This is a genomic window from Haloferax sp. S2CR25 (assembly GCF_031624535.1).
GTDB classification, from domain to species: Archaea; Halobacteriota; Halobacteria; order Halobacteriales; family Haloferacaceae; genus Haloferax; species Haloferax massiliensis.
The window spans coordinates 233,181-251,223 of sequence record NZ_JAMQOO010000004.1 but is presented as its reverse complement, the minus strand read 5'-3'; the positions used below and the strand labels follow the sequence as shown (position 1 = coordinate 251,223).

Annotated in this window: 13 protein-coding genes; 7 read left to right on the top strand and 6 right to left on the bottom strand. The window is 68.5% G+C overall.

What is annotated here, in order from left to right; translation table 11 throughout:
* Positions 1-201 precede the first annotated feature (201 nt).
* The 3 genes from NDI65_RS12235 to NDI65_RS12225 are packed head-to-tail and all read left to right on the top strand — an operon-like array spanning position 202 to position 3,505.
* Positions 202-1,491, top strand: coding sequence for a substrate-binding domain-containing protein (locus NDI65_RS12235; protein WP_089779325.1), 1,290 nt, complete (start codon positions 202-204; stop codon positions 1,489-1,491).
* 5 nt (positions 1,492-1,496) lie between these two features.
* Positions 1,497-2,432 (top strand): sugar ABC transporter permease, encoded by a 936-nt coding sequence (locus NDI65_RS12230; protein ID WP_310893691.1) that lies wholly within the window; start codon positions 1,497-1,499, stop codon positions 2,430-2,432.
* The gene (locus tag NDI65_RS12225) at positions 2,429-3,505 is read left to right on the top strand and encodes an ABC transporter permease subunit (RefSeq protein WP_089779329.1); all 1,077 of its coding nucleotides are present in this window, start codon (positions 2,429-2,431) and stop codon (positions 3,503-3,505) included. Before NDI65_RS12230 ends, NDI65_RS12225 begins: the two co-directional genes overlap by 4 nt.
* A 61-nt stretch (positions 3,506-3,566) precedes the next feature.
* Here the strand turns inward: NDI65_RS12225 and NDI65_RS12220 are convergent, their stop codons facing one another.
* A complete protein-coding gene (locus tag NDI65_RS12220) occupies positions 3,567-4,439 on the bottom strand; it encodes a hypothetical protein (protein WP_089779331.1) in 873 nt (290 codons plus the stop codon).
* 243 nt (positions 4,440-4,682) lie between these two features.
* Between NDI65_RS12220 and NDI65_RS12215 the strand changes: the two genes are divergently transcribed.
* Positions 4,683-5,273, top strand: coding sequence for a 50S ribosomal protein L15e (locus NDI65_RS12215; RefSeq protein WP_089779332.1), 591 nt, complete (start codon positions 4,683-4,685; stop codon positions 5,271-5,273).
* A 30-nt stretch (positions 5,274-5,303) separates the two neighbouring features.
* Here NDI65_RS12215 and NDI65_RS12210 read toward each other — a convergent pair whose 3' ends face one another.
* The gene (locus NDI65_RS12210) at positions 5,304-5,891 is read right to left on the bottom strand and encodes a hypothetical protein (RefSeq protein ID WP_089779334.1); all 588 of its coding nucleotides are present in this window, start codon (positions 5,889-5,891) and stop codon (positions 5,304-5,306) included.
* A gap of 36 nt (positions 5,892-5,927) precedes the next feature.
* Positions 5,928-6,281 (bottom strand): rhodanese-like domain-containing protein, encoded by a 354-nt coding sequence (locus NDI65_RS12205; RefSeq protein WP_089779337.1) that lies wholly within the window; start codon positions 6,279-6,281, stop codon positions 5,928-5,930.
* Positions 6,282-6,420: 139 nt separating this feature from the next.
* Between NDI65_RS12205 and moeB the strand changes: the two genes are divergently transcribed.
* Complete coding sequence (gene moeB, locus NDI65_RS12200) at positions 6,421-7,233, top strand: molybdopterin-synthase adenylyltransferase MoeB (protein WP_089779339.1); 813 nt, start codon at positions 6,421-6,423, stop codon at positions 7,231-7,233.
* Between the two features lie 47 nt (positions 7,234-7,280).
* Here the strand turns inward: moeB and NDI65_RS12195 are convergent, their stop codons facing one another.
* The 3 genes from NDI65_RS12195 to NDI65_RS12185 form a co-directional block, all read right to left on the bottom strand.
* Entirely contained in the window at positions 7,281-8,939 is a 1,659-nt protein-coding gene (locus NDI65_RS12195; RefSeq protein WP_089779341.1) for a methyl-accepting chemotaxis protein, read from the bottom strand.
* Positions 8,940-9,119: 180 nt separating this feature from the next.
* Complete coding sequence (locus NDI65_RS12190; RefSeq protein ID WP_310893690.1) at positions 9,120-11,576, bottom strand: methyl-accepting chemotaxis protein; 2,457 nt, start codon at positions 11,574-11,576, stop codon at positions 9,120-9,122.
* Positions 11,573-12,739 carry an ABC transporter substrate-binding protein gene (locus tag NDI65_RS12185; protein ID WP_264371811.1) on the bottom strand — a complete coding sequence of 389 codons (1,167 nt, stop codon included), beginning with the start codon at positions 12,737-12,739 and terminating at the stop codon, positions 11,573-11,575. The genes NDI65_RS12190 and NDI65_RS12185 overlap by 4 nt, the downstream gene beginning before the upstream one ends.
* Before the next feature lie 296 nt (positions 12,740-13,035).
* On the opposite strand from NDI65_RS12185, the gene mutS reads away from it, so the two are divergent.
* Both mutS and mutL read left to right on the top strand, forming a co-directional pair.
* On the top strand, positions 13,036-15,759 hold the full coding sequence (mutS, locus tag NDI65_RS12180) for a DNA mismatch repair protein MutS (RefSeq protein ID WP_310893689.1): 2,724 nt from the start codon (positions 13,036-13,038) through the stop codon (positions 15,757-15,759).
* Positions 15,756-17,987, top strand: coding sequence for a DNA mismatch repair endonuclease MutL (mutL, locus tag NDI65_RS12175; RefSeq protein WP_310893688.1), 2,232 nt, complete (start codon positions 15,756-15,758; stop codon positions 17,985-17,987). The genes mutS and mutL overlap by 4 nt, the downstream gene beginning before the upstream one ends.
* The last annotated feature ends 56 nt before the right edge of the window (positions 17,988-18,043 follow it).

The following is an 18,043-nucleotide window of genomic DNA, read 5'->3' as shown; positions in this document are numbered from 1 at the left end:
ATCGTTTTCCTATTTTCTGAATTTGTGATGCAATAGTTCGTATTAAATTTCAAACGGCTATCGATGCCACGAGACGCCTTCTATCGACGGTTCTCGAAGTTCTCACTGCTCGCCGAACTGGCGACTTTCGCCGCGAATGCGGGCGTCATTCCGAACTATTAAATATATGAACACATAGTTCATCATAGATTCGTTATGCCAATGAACCGCCGCACAATCCTGAAGCAACTGGCAGGCACGACGGCCGTCGGCGCACTCGCGGGCTGCGTGGGCGTGTCGGAGACCGATTCGACGCAGACACCCGAACAGAGCGGTGCGGAGGGCGACGGTGGCGACGAGACCACCGCGGGGGCGGACGCCGACTCCGCGGGGCCGAGCGGGGCGTTCACGCTCTGGCACCAGCGCGCGGAAGCCGAGAAACAGGCGCTCGAAGCGAACGCCGAGACGTTCACCTCGGAGACGACCCACACGGCCAAGCCCGCCGAAATCGCCGACCTCCGGAAGAAGACGACCTCCGCCATCCCGGCCGGGCAGGGTGCGGGCATGTTCGACTGGGCCCACGACTGGACCGGCGAGTACTACCAGAACGGCTTCCTCTCGGACCAGAGCGACCAGTTGGACGTGGACCTCTCGGTCTACACCGAGCCCGCACAGGAGGCGGTCCAGTTCGACGGCGCGACCGTCGCGCTCCCCTACGCGGCCGAGACCGTCGGCCTCATCTACAACCGCGAGATGGTGGACGAAGCGCCCGAGACCGTCGCCGACATGACGGCGGTCATGGAGGAGTACCACGACCCCGAAAACGGGATGTACGGGCTCAGCTACCCGCTCGACGCCTACTTTATGAGCGCGTGGGCGCACGCCTTCGGCGGCTACTACTTCGACGAGTCGAACGTCGAACTCGGCCTGTCGAACGAGGCGACGCTCGACGGGTTCCAGTTCATCCTCGACAACTTCGTCCCGTACCAGCCGAAGGACACCGGCTACGACCCGCAGGCGGCGGTCTTCCTCGAAGGCAACGCGCCCTTCGCCATCAACGGGCCGTGGTTCCTCGGCGACGTCCGCTCGAACGACATCGACGCCGGCATCGCCCGGCTCCCCTCGCCCGAGGGCGACGCGGAGCCCAAGCCGTACACGACGGTCAAACAGCTCTACTTCACCTCGACGCTGGAGGGCGACGAGGCGACGGCGGCCGCGTCCCGCGCGTTCGCCGAGTGGTACACGACGAACACGGACGTGCTCTCGGCGAACGCCGAGGAGTTCGGCTACATCCCGGTCCACGAGGAACTCGCCGCGAGCGACGACCTCCCCGAGGCCGTCCGGGGCTTCTCGGAGTCCGTCTCGCTCGGTACGCCCATCCCGACGCACCCGAACATGGGCGACGTGTGGGGGCCGCTCGAAGACGCCTTCAACAGCGTGAAAAACGGCGACGCGGAGCTCGAAGCCGCGTTCACGAGCGCCGAAGAGAACATCCGGTCTAACTGGGAGTAAGGACGATGAGCGTCGTCGACAGCGCCGTCGAGCGCGTCGCGGACAGCCCGGTGGTGAGCAGGGACGACCTGCCCCTGGTTTTGGTGCTCCCGGGGCTGTTCGTCTTCCTCGCGTTCATGCTGTTTCCCGTGTTGTATCTGGTGTACCTCTCGTTTACCAACGCGGAACCGGCCACGCTGTTCCAGGGCAGAGAGCAGTGGGTCGGTCTCGCCAACTACGTTCGGGTCCTCTCGGACGGGCAGTTCTGGAACTCGATGGGCGTGACGTGGCTGTTCGTCGCCACGTCGGTCGCGCTCAAGGTGCTCGTCGGTCTCGGCGTCGGTCTCGTGGTGACGGGCAAGCGCGTCCGCGGCAAGCGGTTCATGCGCGCGCTCATCATCGTCCCGCTCGGCCTCCCGGGCATCTTCAGCATCACCATCTGGCGCGGCATCTTCAGTTCGGCCGAGTTCGGCCTCGCCAACCAGTTCCTCCGGGCGGCCGGTCTCGGCTCGGTCGCGTGGCTCTCCGACCGCTGGATGGCCTTCCTCGCCTACAACGTCACCGAGGCGTGGCTGGCGTACCCGTTCATGGTCATCATCACCGTGAGCGCCCTCCAGGACGTGTCCGAGGAACTCCACGAGGCGGCGATGATTGACGGCGCGGGCTTCTTCGCCCGCTTCCTGCACGTGACGCTCCCCTCTATCAAGCGCCCCGTGCTGTTCGCCTCGATTCTCACCGCCGCGGCGTCGTTCCAGCAGTTCCTCATCCCGTACGTGTTCAATCAGGGCGGGCCGTCGCGGACGAACGAACTCCTCATCGTCTACGGCTACCGCGAGGCGTTCCGCTTCCAGAAGTACGGCGAGGGCGCGGCCATCATGCTGGTCGCCGTGGCCGTCATCGGCGTCTTCATGATGCTGAACGTCAAGAAGGGACAGCTCGCCGACGGGGTGGACGACGCATGAGCGTCATCTCCGACATCGCGGCCGAACTCGCCGACGACGCGCGGAACGCCGCGATGGCTCCCGTCGAGTCGCTCAAGGACGCCAAGTACACCCTCGAAGGCGTCCGCGAGGGGCGCATCAGCCCCGCGACCGTGCTGAAGACCGCCGGCGTCACCCTCGGTGCCGCGGTCGTCGTCGCGCTCCTGCTGTTCCCGCTGTACTGGGTCGCCGTCGGAGCCTTCTCGGGCACCGGCGCGTCGCTGTACTCGTCGAGCGGGATTCGCCTGTGGCCGGCTGACCCGACCATCGAGCCGTTCCTCTGGGTCGTCGGCGACCTCATCGTCCCGAGCTACCGAATCAGCATCGGCCTCGGCGGCTACGAGGTGTTCCTCCAGACGCCCGAACTGACGTTCCTCGACGTGTCGCAGTACGGCGTCACGGAGACTTCGGAGTTCAAGCGGTTCTTCGCCAACAGCCTCACCGTGGCGATTCCGACGGTGATACTCGCCATGTGTCTCATCGTCCCCGGCGCGTACGCGCTGTCGCGCCGGCAGTTCATCGGCCGCTCGAAGGTGCTGTACGGCTACGTCCTGTTCACCCAAATCGGCGGCGGGCTGGGCGTCGCGCTCCTCATCGCGCTGTACGCCCTGTTCGTCCAGTTCGGCTTCAACGACGACAAGCTCGCGCTGTCGGCGTACTACGCCGCCACCGCGGTCCCGTTCAACACGTGGCTCCTGAAGACGTACATGGACGGGATTCCCGTCTCCTACGAGGAGGCCGCGATGATAGACGGCGCGCCGTCGTGGAAAATCGTCACCGAGGTCATCCTGCCGCTGTCGAAGGCGGGGCTGGCGACGGTGTTCATCTTCACCTTCCTCACCGGATGGACCGAGTTCGTCGTCGCCCAGACGCTGCTTTCGACGGACAACTACACCCTGCCCGTCGGGCTGTACTCGCTCGTCGGCCGGTACTCCATCCCGTGGGCCCGGTTCTCGGCGTTCGCGCTCACGTTCGCCGCGCCCATCATGCTCATCTACCTGTTCGCACAGCGCTACATCGAAGGTGGCCTGTCGTTCGGCGGGATGGAAGGATAGGCGTCGGGCCGCCGACGCGCGCCTCTCTTTCCGTTTGGGGGTCTCTACCGCCGAGTACGCGTCACTGACCAACAAGTCGTCCGTAGACTCTCGTCTCCGCCCGGTACGTCAGATAACTCGCCAAACCGAGGGAGAACACAACCGGGAGAACGAACGTGGCGGACGAGGAGACGAGGTCCGACACTCCGAGTACGGTGAACGCGGCCGAGACGAGTCCCATCAGGAGACTCAACACGAGAAGCGAGGGCAGGAGGACGACGAGAAACTCCGCCGCGCGGTCCCCACCGCGTTCGGAGTCGGTGAGGGCGTAGCCGGCAACTGCGCCGAGACAAGTCGCCACCACAGTTGCTGGCCCACCGTCGAGACTGAAGTTCGTCCGTGTCGCCGCGAGGTAGCTCCCGTAGACGGCGAACCCGGCCATGCCGAGAATCAGCCCGACGATAGCACCCCTCGCCGACCCGAGAAGCCTGCCGCGGTGGCGACGGTACCACTCGCGGTCGACCCGATAGGCGAGCAGGTGCGCGACACCGAATGCGGCGACGGCGGTGAGAGTCGGAAGGACGAAGAACGGGACCGTAAACAGCCGCTCGCCGAGCAGCAACTGGAACGCCATCGTGGGGACGATAGCAAGCGCCCAGCAAACGACGAACGACCCGACGAAGACGACGCGACGACGGTGGGCCGACGGCGACGTCGAACCCCGGCCAGTCGTAATCCAACGGTACCCACCGAGCGCGCCGACGACGAGTCCGAGCGGTGCGGCGAACTGAATCGACGTCACCCAGTCGGGCGGAAAGAACGCGGCTGTCGTCGCTCGGTAGTAGTTCCCGAGGAGTCCGCCGAGGGTATCCAAGACGAAGGCCTGCACCAGACCCCACTGAAGGGCAGCGACGAGGACCTGTTTCCGCGTGGAAGGCGTATCCGAAGAGGGCACGTTCCGATACGACACCGCCGCCGTATTATAATGTGCTGACAGGACACCTCGCCAGCGCCGACCATTGGCTCTCGTTCGCACACCCGCTGTTAATCCGAAGTTCTTAACCCTCCCCATAGGGAAAATCCGCCAACTCGCTGGCAACGCGGGCACGCCAGAGGGCACCCGTCACGCACGGGACGAAATGTGGTCTCAGGGGAGTTCCCCGACGGACTGAATCGCAAGCGCCCGCGGTGATACACAATGGCACGAAGCTTCTATTCCCACATCAAGGAAGCGTGGAAGACCCCGAAGGAAGGCAAGCTGGCCGAACTCCAGTGGCAGCGAAAACAGGAGTGGCGCGAGCAGGGCGCTATCGAGCGCATCGAGCGCCCCACCCGCCTCGACAAGGCCCGTGAGCTCGGCTACAAGGCCAAGCAGGGCATCGTCGTGGTCCGCGTCTCCGTCCGCAAGGGCGGCGCGCGCAAACAGCGCCACAAGGCCGGCCGCCGCACGAAGCGCCAGGGCGTCAACCGCATCGGCCGCCGCAAGTCCATCCCGCGCATCGCGGAGGAGCGCGCCTCGCGCAAGCACCCCAACCTGCGCGTGCTGAACTCCTACGGCGTCGGACAGGACGGCTCCCAGAAGTGGCAGGAAGTCATCCTCGTCGACCCCGAGCACCCGGCCATCCAGAACGACGACGACCTCAACTGGATCTGCGACGACACCCACGACGGCCGCGCCTTCCGCGGTCTCACCAACGCGGGCAAGAAGAACCGCGGTCTCCAGAACCGCGGCAAGGGCACGGAGCACATCCGTCCCTCCATCCGCTCCGGCAACGGCCGCGGCAAGTAACGCCCCGCGCACCGCGCCAACTTTCTCTCTTTATCGACCGTCGAGCGATAGCGCGTCCCATCGAGTGGCGTACAGTCCCGCACCGACGAGACCCGGTCCCACGAGTGCGACGACGACTTGGAGAACGACGACGGCGACGACGGCGCGGCTAACGCCACAGAATCCGACGAGACACATCTGCGGACCGCCGAGCGAAAAGAGGTGGCCGTCGGTGAGTCCACCGGGTGCGACGAAGAGCGTGGCGACGACCAACATCGCAATCGGCCACCCGTAGGTCGCAAACCGAAGGGCAGTCTCCGAGTCGAGCTGTTGGAACCGGGCGACGAGCCGCTGTCCTACGAGGAGCGGCAGCGTCCACAACACGCCGGCGGCGGCGACGCCCGCGACGAGAATCGTCGCCGCGACTTCCCACATCGAACTGCCGCCGGCGACGACCCACACGACGACGGTCACGCCGAGGTAGAACACACCCGCCGCGAAGAACGCGCGCTGGAGGGCGAACTGAAACGGGCGGTCCCACCCGCGCCACAACAGGTGTGCGCCGAGCGTCACGACTGTGGCGACACCGACGGTCAGCGCGAGGACGAAGACGGGGAGCAATCCGAGAGGGAGAGCCATACGCCGGACTCCGACGCGACTCTTGATAAAATTTTGTCAGAACGGCGACGTGGGACCGAGGTCCGCTTCGCCCTCGTCCGCGGAGCCGTCTTCGACCGCGCCGTCCCACGCGTCGAAGCCGCCGCGGAGGCTGGACACGTCGGCGTCGACGTTGTCGTCGAGCACCGAGGCGACCTGCTTCGAACTCTTGCCGACGTAACACGAGACGACGACCTCGGCGGGCCACTCGCGGTCGAACACCTCGGGGCCGAGCGTCGCCGCCGGGAGGTTCTCCGAGTCGGGGATGTGTCCGGACGCGTACGACGAGGGGTCTCGGATGTCGACGACGGCGAGTTCGTCGTCGTCGGCCAGTCTCTCGCGTAGTTCGTCGGGCGTCGTCTCGGCGACCATACCCGACGTGAGCGGGCGGAGCGCCAAAGGCGCGTCGCTTCCGGCGATGTCGTCGGCGGTAGCGACGACGGGCTGAGAGTCGAGACGCGGGGCGCGCCCGTGCCGCGGCTTTATTCGGGGGCGACGCCAACCTCGGGATATGACGCTCTCACTCGACGCCACCCAGTTGGACCGCTACTCGCGGCACATCATCATGGACGAGGTCGGCCCGGAGGGGCAAGGGCGACTGCTCTCCGCGCGGGTCGTCGTCGTCGGCGCGGGCGGGTTGGGCGCGCCGGCCATCCAGTACCTCGCGGCGGTCGGCGTCGGCGAACTCGTCGTCGTCGACGACGACGCGGTCGAGCGGAGCAACCTCCAGCGGCAGGTCATCCACCGCGACGACGACGTGGGAACGCCGAAGGCCGAGAGCGCCGCCGCGTTCGTCCGCGGGCTCAACCCCGACGTGTCGGTCGAACCGGTCGAGGCCCGCGTGGACAAGTCGAACGTCCACGAAATCGTCGCCGACGCGGACGTGGTGGTCGACGCCTCGGACAACTTCCCGACGCGCTACCTGCTCAACGACGTCTGTCGCTTCGAGGGAATCCCGCTGGTCCACGGCGCGATATACAAGTTCGAGGGGCAGGCGACGACGCTCGTCCCCGAGGGGCCGTGTTACCGGTGTCTGTTCCCCGAAGCGCCCGAGCCGGGGACCGTCCCCGACTGCGCGACGACGGGCGTCCTCGGTGTCCTCCCCGGAACGGTCGGCTGTATTCAGGCGACGGAAGCGATGAAGCTCCTGCTCGACGAGGGCGAGGTGCTCGACGGGCGGCTCCTGTTTTACGACGCCATGGACATGACGTTCGAGACGGTCCCGTACCGGAAGAACCCGGACTGCCCCGTCTGCGGCGAGGGCGGCGTCGACTCCATCGAGGACATCGACTACGTCGAGAGCTGCGCGATCAGCCTCGACTGAGGAGAGAACTCCAACGCGGCGTCGTCGAACGCTCCGAGTCGGTCGCGCTACCGGTCGAACTGGAACCCGCCGAACTCGTCGTCGGACCCGCCGTCGGTCGCCGCGCGGACCGAGTCGGCGTCCGCGCCGTCGACCGCGTCGTCGAAGTCCATCGCGTCCAGTTCCTCGACCGCCGCGGCGTCGCCGCCGACGAGGGCGTCCACCCGGTCGGCGAGCGCGTCGAGCGCGACCGTCTGGTCGGCCGTCGCGTCGGTGATGTCGGTCGTCGACGACTCGGCGGCGGTCGCGTGCTCTTGGGCCGTCTGAATCGTGCTCGTGACCTCCTCGATGTTCGTCGCCTGCGAGTCGGTCGCGCGGGCGACCTCGGTGACGCCGTTGGCCGCGGAATCCGCGGCGTCGGCGATTTCGGAGAGCGAGGCGAGCACGTCCTCGATTTCGCCGGAGGCGACCTGAATCTGCTCGTGGGACTGCTCGGAGGCCAGCACCGTCTCGTCGGCCTGTTCCTGAATCTCCGTGATGCTGTCGGCGATCTCCTCCGTGTGCTCGTGGGTCTGGTTGGCGAGCTGTTTGACCTCGTCGGCGACGACCGAGAAGCCCTCGCCGGCCTCGCCCGCCCGGGCGGCCTCGATGTTCGCGTTGAGCGCGAGCAGGTTCGTCCGGTCTGCGACTTCGGCGATGACCTCGACGACCTCCTCGATGACGCCCATGCGCTGTTGCAGTTCGGTCACGCTGTCGAGCAGTTCGTCGGAGATATCGATGACCTGGTCGGTCGCGGTTCTGATGCTCTGTCCGGCCTCGTGGCCGTTTTCGGCGGCCACGCGGGCCTGGTTCGCCGCCGACGCGACCTCGTCTGAGGTGGCGGCGATCTCCTCCATGCTGGCCGACAGTTCCTGCATCTCCTCCGCGCCCGTCGAGAGGAGGTCCGCCTGCTCCGTGACCTGCGACTCGATGTCGGTCGCGGCGGTCGCGGCCCGCTGAATCGCCCCGCCGAGGTCGGCGGTCGTGGCGTCGACCTCGCTGGCGAGGCGGTCGAACCGGGTCGCCATCTCGTTGAGGTCCGAGACGACCGCCAGCGTCTCGTCGTCGAGGACGCCGCGGTCGTCCGTGAACGACGCCCGGGCCGAGAGGTCGCCGGCGGTGAGGCTCCCGATGGTGGCCGAGACCTCCTCGACGAGCGCCTCGGACGCCCGCTGTTTCTCCACCGCGTCGGTCCGGTCGTGGACGGCCTCGACCACGCCGACGAGTTCGTCGCCCTCGAACAGCGGTTGAGCGGTGAACGAGATGTGCCGCTTCGCGCCGTGTCTGTCCGTCATCGTGCTGGTGTCGCGGTAGAGCCGGCGGCCCTCGTCGACCACGTCGAGTCCGTGGACCACGTCGGCGCCCCGCGGGTCGTCGAGCACCTTGTCGGCGAGGGTCTTCGCCCGCCGGCCGTCCGGGTAGAACAGTTCGCTCACGTGTTCCGACCCGAGCGCCTCCGCAGCGGGGACGCCCGTGAGCGTCGTAATCGGGGCGTTCCACGCGATGATTCGACCGTCGGCGTCGAGGACGAACACCGGCATCCCCACGCCGTCGAGCAGGGCACCGGCGTGCAACTGCTCGGCCGCCGCCGCGACCGTCTCTCGTTCGTCCGCCTGTGCGCCGCCGTCGGTCCGCGTCCGAGCCCCGGCCCCCGGGACCAGCGCCGCGAGTCGCGAAAGCAGGTCCATGCGTCTACCTCACGTCGATTGCCGGTATAACGCTACGCTTCGAGCTATCATTGTTGATATTCGATGGTACAGAAGCGGTATCTTCTACCGAGTGGGTGCGGGAGAGGAACGGTCGAGAAAAGCGGTCGTCGGGCGGGGGAGAGCCGAAGGGGACCGGCGGGGGCCGAAACCGGGGACGAGTCAGTCGGAACGGCCGTCGTCGGTGCGGTCGGTGCCGTCGCCGTCGAGGCCGCCGTCAGTCGCCGGCGCGTCGAGTTCGGCGACCGAAGCGGCGTCGGAGTCGGTGAACGCGCCGTCGCGGTCCGCGCCGTCGTGGTCGACGGTGAACTCGGAGACGAGCGACATCAGCCGCTCGGACTGGGTGGCGAGGCGGTCCGCGCCGTCGGAGACCTCGCTGAGCGAGGCGGTCTGTTGTTCGGCCGCGGCGGCGACCGACTCGGCTCGCTCGGCGGTCTCGTCGCTGATATCGGACACGCGGTCCATCATCGACGCGACCTCCTCGGTCGAGGCGGCCTGCTCGTCGGTGGTCCGGCTGATTTCGTCGACGCCGTCGGTCGTCTCCCGGACGTTCTCGACGATGGTGTCCAGCGAGTCGCGGGCGGTCTGGACCGCGTCGACGCCGGAGTCGACGGCGTCGCGGGTCTCGCGCATCTCGGAGACGGACGCCGCAGACTTCGCTTGGACCTCCTCGATGGTCGCCTCGATTTCCTCGGCGGAGGCCTTGGTCTCGCCGGCGAGTTCCTTGACCTCGTTGGCGACGACCGAGAAGCCCTCGCCGGCCGTCCCGGCGCGGGCGGCCTCGATGTTCGCGTTGAGCGCGAGGATGTTCGTCTGCTCCGCGATGTCGGTGATGAGTTCGACGATGTCGCCGATTTCGGCCATGTCGCCTTCGAGGTCCTCGATGCGGTCGACCGTCCGGCGGGTCTGGGTCTCGACGGTCTCGATGGTGTCGATGGCGTTGGCGGCCGCCTCGTGGCCGTCCTCGCTCGCTTCGAGGGTGTGCTGGGCCGTCTCTTCGAGCTCGCTCGCCGAGGAGGCGACCTCCTCGATGGTCGCAGAGAGGTTGCTCGTCTCGCTCGTCGTCTGCCGGAGGTTCTCGCGCTGTTCGTGCGCGCCCTCGGCCATGACCTGCGTGGACTCGCTGACCTGCCGGCTGGCGCGCTCTATCTCCTGGGAACTCGCGGTGACCTCCTGGCTGGCCGCGGCGACGGTCTCGGCGAACTCGACGACCTCCGCGACGGTCGCTTCGAGCTCGTCGGCCATGTCGTTGAACGACCGCGCCATCTCGTTCATCGCGTCGTTGTCGGCGTCCTCCGACATCCGGCGCGTGAGGTCGCCGTCGGCGGCGTCCGCCATCGTCTGGCTGAACTCGGCGGCCGTCGCTTCGAGTTCGGTGATGAGGGCTTCCAGTTCCGTGTGCGTTCGGCCCATCGACTCGCCGAAGGAACCCGGGATGTCCTCGTCGAGGACGGGGTCGTCGAAGCGCTTGTCCGCGAGCGCCTCGGCCTGCCCGGCGACGGTCGTCAGGTACGCCTGCATCGACTCGAAGGAGTCGTACAGCCGGCCCATCTCGTCGATGCGGGCGGTGTTCGGGAGGTCGCCGTCCACCTCGCCGCTGGCGATGTCGTCGGCGTTGCGGGCGACGACCGAGAGGGACCGCGCGGTGCCGCGGCCCATGGTCGCGCCGACGAGGAACAGCGCGCCGACGGCGAAGGCGACGAGGAGCATCACGTTCGTCGTCACCTGCGACTGGAGCGCGAACGCCCGTTCGGCCGGGACGTGGTAGGTGAGCACCCAGTCGGTGCCGGTGATGGGCGCGTACGCCATCGCGTACTCGCCGGACTCCATGCCCGTGCGGGCGGAGACGACCTCGTAGCCGGTCTGGCCGGACAGCGCCGCGTCGATGGCCTCGATTGACGAGCCGTCGGCGGCCGCGTACTGGTCGAGGATGGACGCCTTGCGGTTGTCGAACAGGATGGTCCCGGACTCGGTGACGACCTTGGTGTCACCGGTCGCGTAGGGCGACTCGAACTGGTGGGAGCCGGCTTCGAGCGACGCCGTCAGGACGATTGCCCTGTTGGCTCCGGAGACGGGCGCGGCGAACGCGACGATCGGCTCGCCGCCGGACTCGTAGGGCTCGGAGACGGTCACGGACTGCCCCGACGCCAGCGCCGCGGCGTCGTCGGCCCACGGCGCGGACAGCGAGTCGAGCGACTGGCCGGTCGCGCTGTCGGTCGTGCTGGCGACGACCGCCCCGGTGTCGGCGTCGACGTAGTGGAGCGAGCGAACGTCGCCGGAGAGCTGGATGAGCTTCCCTTCGAGCCACCGCTGGTGGTCGGCCGCCGAGGTGCCCGCCGGCTGGTCGGCGAGCGACTCGGCGAGGAACGAGACGGTCGACTCCTTCGAAGTCACCCAGTCGGAGACCGACTTCGCCTCCGTCGCCGCCGCGCCGCGAATCTGCGATTCGGTCTGCGACTCGACGACCGACTTGGTGTCGAAGTGGATGTACGCGCCCGCGCCGCCCATGACGAGCGCGATGAGGAGGAGCACGACGCCGAACTTCGCCGCGTAGCGCCGGCGAATCACGTTCGGAAGCGCCCGTTCGAGGAGGCTCGTCAGCCGCGAGAACGGGTTCATTGCGCACCTCCGGACTCGAAGAACTGGCGCTGGAGGAGCTCGACCTGCTCGACGGAGCCGTCGTGGACCCGCTCGACGAGGTACGAACTCAGCGGTTCGAGCGCCTCCGTGAGGTCGACCCCGCTCGACGCGCCCTGATAGTTCAGTTCGCGGCCGGCGTCGACGAGCGTCCGAACCCGGTCGAACTCGCCGACGGAGACAGTGTGGCCGGTCCCGCCCGAGACGACCTGCAGGGCGTCGGCGATGGCCGGACCCGACGCCTCGCCGGCGTACTCCGCCGCGGTCGCCATGAGGAACAAGGCGTCGTAGGCGTTCGCCGCGTAGGGCTGGAGCGGCGCGATGTCGGAGAGCCGCTGGGAGAGGTCGAAGTAGCCGTCCGTTCGAACCGACGACAGCGAGGCGCTGTAGAAGCCCTCGTAGTAGGGCGGAATCTCGCCGTCGAACAGGCCCGCCGAGAAGACCCACGGGGCCTCGTGGTCGGACGCGCCGTAGGCGTCGAGGACGCCCCGTTCCTGCCCGGGGACGCTGACGAAGCCGACCGCGTCGGGCGAGTCGGCGAACACCTCGTCGACGACGCCGCCGAAGCCCTCCGCGCTCGGGTCGTAGCTGACCTCGGTAACGACCTCCGCGTCGAGTTGGTCGGCGAGCGTGGTTCCGAGGTCGGAGCCGAAGGCTCCGTCGACGGTGAGGAGGGCGACTCGGTCGGCGTCGGCGTACTGCGGCGCGTCGAGAATCTTCGCCATCGCGGTCGCCTGCAGGCTGTCGCTCGGGACGGTCCGGCCGAAGAACTTCCGGCCGTCGGCGCGCCCGGCGTCCGAGAGCCGCGGGTTCGTGCTCGCCGGACTCATCTCCATGACGGCGTCGGCCGCCGCCTTCGGCGCGAGCGCGAGCGACACGTCGCTGACGAGGCCGCCGACGAAGCCGACGACGCCCGCGTCGGCCAGCGAGGCGTAGCCGTCGGTCGCGACCGACGCGGACCCCTCCGTGTCCACGGCGGTCAGTTCGACCGGTCGCCCGAGCACGCCGCCCGCCCGGTTGATGTCCTCGACCGCCTGCTCGGCGGCGCGCTTGCCGTGCGTTCCAACCTGCTCCAGCGACCCGCTGACGGGCAACATCGCCCCGAATCGAACGGGTTCCCCGGACTCCGTTCCGAACGTCCCCACGCACCCGGACAGCGAGCCGAGTCCCACCGCGCCGGCGGCGGTGCGGAGAAACGTTCGTCTGTCGTACCTGACTGTCACAGATTTTCCGAGACAGCTCCCGTATATAATTTTGGGCCGCCGATTATCATACGCTGTATTTTTGGGATTATTGTCCAATATCGAACACGAAACATGGATGTAGTACCATTCGACCCGTAGTCGGGTCGGCGAGCAGGGCGGTCAGGACCCGGGGCACGCGCACCCCCGACGGTCTGGGCATCGTAGCGTTTTATCCGCCGGCCCGCCCACGTGCGGACATGACTACTCAGGGAATCGTCGGACAGTTCCTCTCGCTGAAAGAGGAGACCGACGCCGACCTGCTCGCCATGCAGTGCGGCGACTTCTACGAGTTCTTCGCCGACGACGCCGAGACCGTCGGCCGCGAACTCGACCTCACGGTCTCCCAGAAGTCCTCGCACGGGTCGTCGTACCCGATGGCGGGCGTGCCGCTGAACGACCTGACGCCCTACCTCAAGGCGCTCGTCGAGCGCGGCTACCGGGTCGCCGTCGCCGACCAGTACGAGACCGAGTCCGGCGACCTCCGCCGGGAGGTAAAGCGCGTCGTCACGCCGGGGACGCTCCTCGAAACGTCGCGCGCCGACGCGCAGTTCCTCGCGGCCGTCGTGACCGGCGGCGACGGCGTCGGCCTCGCGTTCGCCGACATCACGACCGGCCAGTTCCTCGTCACCGAGGCCGCGACCGTCGACGACGCCGCGGCCGAACTCTACCGCTTCGCCCCCGTCGAGGTCCTCCCCGGCCCGGACCTGCGCGGCGACGACGAGACGCTCTCGCGACTGCGCGAGGCCACCGACGCCTCCTTCTCGCTTTTCTCCGCCGAGGCGTTCGCGCCGGGTCGCGCCCGCCACGCCGTCCGCGAGCAGTTCGGCGCGTCCACGGTCGATAGCGTCGGCCTCGACTCCGACCTCGCGACTCGGGCCGCCGGCGGCGTCCTCGCCTACGTCGAGGAGACGGGCGCGGGCGTCCTCCGGTCGATGACGCGCCTGCAGGTCTACCACCCTTCGGACCTCCTCGAACTCGACGCGACCACCCAGCGCAACCTCGAACTCATCGAGACGATGCACGGCGACCGTTCGGGGTCGCTGTTCGACACGATAGACCACACCGTCACCTCGCCCGGCGGCCGACTCCTCCGCGAGTGGCTGACCCGCCCGCGGCGCGACCGCGACGAACTCGCCCGCCGACTCGACGCCGTCCAGTCGCTCGCGTCTGCCGCCCTCGCCCGCGAGCGCGTCCGCGAGGTGCTCGACGGAGCGTACGACCTCGAACGGCTCGCCTCCCGGTCGGCGTCCGGGAGCGCCGGCGCGTCCGACCTGCTGTCGGTCCGCGACACCCTCTCTGTGCTTCCCGCGCTCGCCGACGCCATCGAGGGGACCGAACTCGCGGACTCCCCGCTCGCGGACGTCGTCGCGCGGCCCGACCGAGACGCCGCGGCCGACCTCAGGGCGGAACTCGCCGATGCGCTCGCCGAGGACCCGCCGAAGACGGTCACACAGGGCGGGTTGTTCCAGAAAGGCTACGACGACGAACTCGACGACCTCATCGAGCGCCACGAGTCGGCGAAGTCGTGGCTCGACACGCTCGCCGACCGCGAGAAGCGGGCCCACGGCCTCTCGCACGTCACCGTCGACCGAAACAAGACCGACGGCTACTACATCCAGGTCGGCAAGTCGGTCGCCGACCAGGTGCCCGACCACTACCGGCAGATAAAGACGCTCAAGAACTCCAAGCGCTTCGTCACCGAGGAGTTAGAGGAGAAGGAACGCGAGATTCTCCGGCTCGAAGAGGCCCGCGGCGACCTCGAATACGAACTGTTCGAGGACCTCCGCGAGCGCGTTGCTCAGCACGCCGAACTCTTACAGGACGTGGGCCGGACCATCGCCGAAATCGACGCGCTGGCGTCGCTCGCCACCCACGCCGCCGGCAACGGCTGGACGCGCCCCGAACTCACAGACGCCGGGGCGCTCGACATCGAGGCCGGTCGCCACCCGGTCGTGGAGACGACGACCGACTTCGTCCCGAACGACCTGCACATGGACGACGAGCGCGGCTTCCTCATCGTCACCGGGCCGAACATGTCCGGCAAATCGACGTATATGCGGCAGGCGGCGCTCATCACGCTCCTCGCGCAGGTCGGCAGTTTCGTCCCCGCCCGCTCGGCGACCGTCGGCGTCGTCGACGGTATCTACACTCGCGTCGGCGCGCTGGACGAACTCGCGCAGGGCCGCTCGACGTTCATGGTGGAGATGCAGGAACTCTCGAACATCCTCCACTCGGCGACCGAGGACTCGCTCGTCATCCTCGACGAGGTGGGCCGCGGGACCGCCACCTACGACGGCATCTCCATCGCGTGGGCGGCCACCGAGTACCTGCACAACGAGGTGCGCGCGAAGACGCTGTTCGCCACGCACTACCACGAACTGACGACCCTCGCGGACCACCTCGACCGCGTCGCCAACGTCCACGTCGCGGCCGACGAGCGCGACGGCGACGTGACGTTCCTCAGAACCGTCGTCGACGGGCCGACCGACCGGAGCTACGGGATTCACGTCGCCGATTTGGCGGGGGTTCCGCGCCCGGTCGTCGACCGCGCCGCCGACGTGCTCGACCGACTCCGCGAGGAGAAGGCCATCGAGGCGAAGGGCTCCGGCAGTTCGGAGCCCGTACAGGCCGTCTTCGACGTGGGAAGCGGGCAGATGAACGTCACCGAGGCCGGCGGCTCCGGCGGCGACTCGTCGGGCTCCGGCGCGCCCGCGAACGGTGCGACCGGAAACGGGTCGGTCGGTGCGCTCGCCGACGCGAGTGCCGAGACGGAGGCGGACGCCGAGGCCGCGCTGGACCCGGAGGCGGACGCCGTTCTCGACGAACTGCAATCGACAGACGTGAACGACACGTCGCCGCTGGACCTGATGGCGAAGGTGCAGGCGTGGCAGTCGAAGCTGGACGGCGGTGACGGAAAGTGAGCGACATCAGACAGCTCGACGAGAAGACCATCCAGCGCATCGCCGCCGGCGAGGTGGTCGAGCGACCCGCCTCGGTCGTCAAGGAGCTGTTCGAAAACAGCCTCGACGCGGACGCGACGCGCATCTCCGTGGCCGTCGACGCCGGCGGCGTGGAGGGCGTTCGCATCCGCGACGACGGCGTCGGCATGAGCGAGGAAGACCTCGAACTCGCCGTCCGCGAGCACACGACGAGCAAAATCGGCGACATCGAGGACCTCGAAGCCGGCGTCGGCACCCTCGGCTTCCGCGGCGAGGCGCTCCACACCATCGGCGCGGTGTCGCGGCTGACCATCCGGTCGAAGCCCCGCGGCGGCGACGTGGGAACCGAGTTGCAATACGAGGGCGGCGAGGTCGAGTCGATTCGACCCGCCGGCTGTCCCGAGGGGACCGTCGTCGAGGTCGACGACCTGTTTTACAACACGCCCGCCCGCCGGAAGTTCCTCAAGACGACGGCGACCGAGTTCGACCACGTCAACGCGGTCGTCACCCACTACGCGCTCGCCAACCCCGACGTGGCCGTCTCGCTCGAACACGACGACCGCGAGGTGTTCGCCACGGAGGGCCGCGGCGACCTGCAATCGACCGTGCTCTCGGTGTACGGCCGCGAGGTCGCGGAGTCGATGGTCCCGGTCGAACACGACGCCCCCGGCGTCTCCGTCTCGGGGCTCGTGAGCCACCCCGAGACGACCCGGAGCGCCCGCGACTACCTCTCGACGTTCGTCAACGACCGCTACGTCACCGACCGCGTGCTCCGCGAGGCCGTCCTCGACGCCTACGGCGGCCAACTCGACGCCGACCGGTACCCCTTCGCGGTGCTGTTCGTCGACGTCGCGCCCGACGCCGTGGACGTGAACGTCCACCCGCGGAAGATGGAGGTCCGCTGGAACGACGAGGCGGGCGTCAAGCGCGAGGTGACCGAGGCGGTCGAAGACGCCCTCCTGAGCCACGGTCTCGTCCGGTCGTCGGCCCCGCGGGGCCGGTCGAAAGCCGACGAGGCGGCTATCGAACCCGGTTCGTCGGACGACGACGCGGCGCAACTGGACCCCCACGAAGTCCGGGAGTCGGCGTCAGACGGCGAATCGGGCGGTGCGGAACCCACGTCAGCGCGGGACGTGCAGTCGGCGCGGGAGGCTCGGGAGTCACGAGCGGCCCGCGAGTCGGGCGCTCGGGCGAACTCGGACGCGACCGCGACCGACGACGCCGACCCGGACACCACGCCTGCAACTGAACGGGGGGCGGGAGTCGGTTCCGACAATTCGGCTGACAGCGACGCGTCCGGTTCGACTACCGAGACGCCCGCCGAATCGCCCGCTCAGACCTCGAACCCGTCGTCCGCGCCGCCGACGCCGCCCCGCGAGTACGACCTCGCGCCGGGGCCGGAGACGACAGACCAGTCGTCGCTTTCGACCGACGACGGGGACGAATCTGAACCGACGCCGGACGCGGCGTCGTCGGCCGAGTCGGAGGGGGACGAAAACGCGTCCCGAAGCCCTCCCTCGCGCATCGCCGCGCCGACGACCCAGCGCGACCTCTCGGGCGAGGAGGCGGACCTCTCGCCCGAGTTCGACTCGCTGCCGTCGATGCGAATCATCGGCCAACTCGCGGACACCTACATCGTCGCCGAGACCGACGAGGGGCTGGTCCTCGTCGACCAGCACGCCGCCGACGAGCGCGTGAACTACGAGCGCCTGAAGGGCGAAGTCGAGGGCGACACGCCGACGCAGGCGCTGGCCGAGTCGGTCGAACTCGAACTCACCGCGCGGGAGGCGGCGCTGTTCGAGGAGTACCGCGAGGCGCTGGCGCAGGTGGGCTTCCACGCCGGGCGAACCGGCGAGCGGACCGTCTCGGTGCGGACCGTGCCGGCGGTGTTCGACGCCGCGCTCGACCCCGAACTGCTCCGCGACGCGCTGACGGCGTTCGTCCGCGAGGAGGTCGACGGCGGCCGGAAGACCGTCGACGCCGTCGCCGACGAACTGCTGTCCGACCTCGCGTGCTACCCCTCGATTACGGGCAACACGTCGCTCCGGGAGGGCTCCGTGCTCGACCTGCTCGCGGCGCTCGACGACTGCGAGAACCCCTACGCCTGCCCCCACGGCCGACCGGTCATCGTCGAGTTCGACCGCGACGAAATCGCCTCGCGCTTCGAGCGCGACTACCCCGGCCACGGCGGGCGGCGAAGCGAGGAGTAACCGAGCGGGTCGGTCGCGTTGCCCGCCGCTGTCCGCGACCCGGCCGCCGATTCTCG

Excerpts from the sequence above, each read along its gene's own strand:
- NDI65_RS12235 (WP_089779325.1), top strand. The coding sequence starts at position 202 with ATGAACCGCCGCACAATCCTGAAGCAACTGGCAGGCACGACGGCCGTC.
- NDI65_RS12230 (WP_310893691.1), top strand. The coding sequence starts at position 1,497 with ATGAGCGTCGTCGACAGCGCCGTCGAGCGCGTCGCGGACAGCCCGGTG.
- NDI65_RS12225 (WP_089779329.1), top strand. The coding sequence starts at position 2,429 with ATGAGCGTCATCTCCGACATCGCGGCCGAACTCGCCGACGACGCGCGG.
- NDI65_RS12215 (WP_089779332.1), top strand. The coding sequence starts at position 4,683 with ATGGCACGAAGCTTCTATTCCCACATCAAGGAAGCGTGGAAGACCCCG.
- NDI65_RS12210 (WP_089779334.1), bottom strand. The coding sequence starts at position 5,891 with ATGGCTCTCCCTCTCGGATTGCTCCCCGTCTTCGTCCTCGCGCTGACC.
- NDI65_RS12205 (WP_089779337.1), bottom strand. The coding sequence starts at position 6,281 with ATGGTCGCCGAGACGACGCCCGACGAACTACGCGAGAGACTGGCCGAC.
- moeB (WP_089779339.1), top strand. The coding sequence starts at position 6,421 with ATGACGCTCTCACTCGACGCCACCCAGTTGGACCGCTACTCGCGGCAC.
- NDI65_RS12195 (WP_089779341.1), bottom strand. The coding sequence starts at position 8,939 with ATGGACCTGCTTTCGCGACTCGCGGCGCTGGTCCCGGGGGCCGGGGCT.
- NDI65_RS12190 (WP_310893690.1), bottom strand. The coding sequence starts at position 11,576 with ATGAACCCGTTCTCGCGGCTGACGAGCCTCCTCGAACGGGCGCTTCCG.
- mutS (WP_310893689.1), top strand. The coding sequence starts at position 13,036 with ATGACTACTCAGGGAATCGTCGGACAGTTCCTCTCGCTGAAAGAGGAG.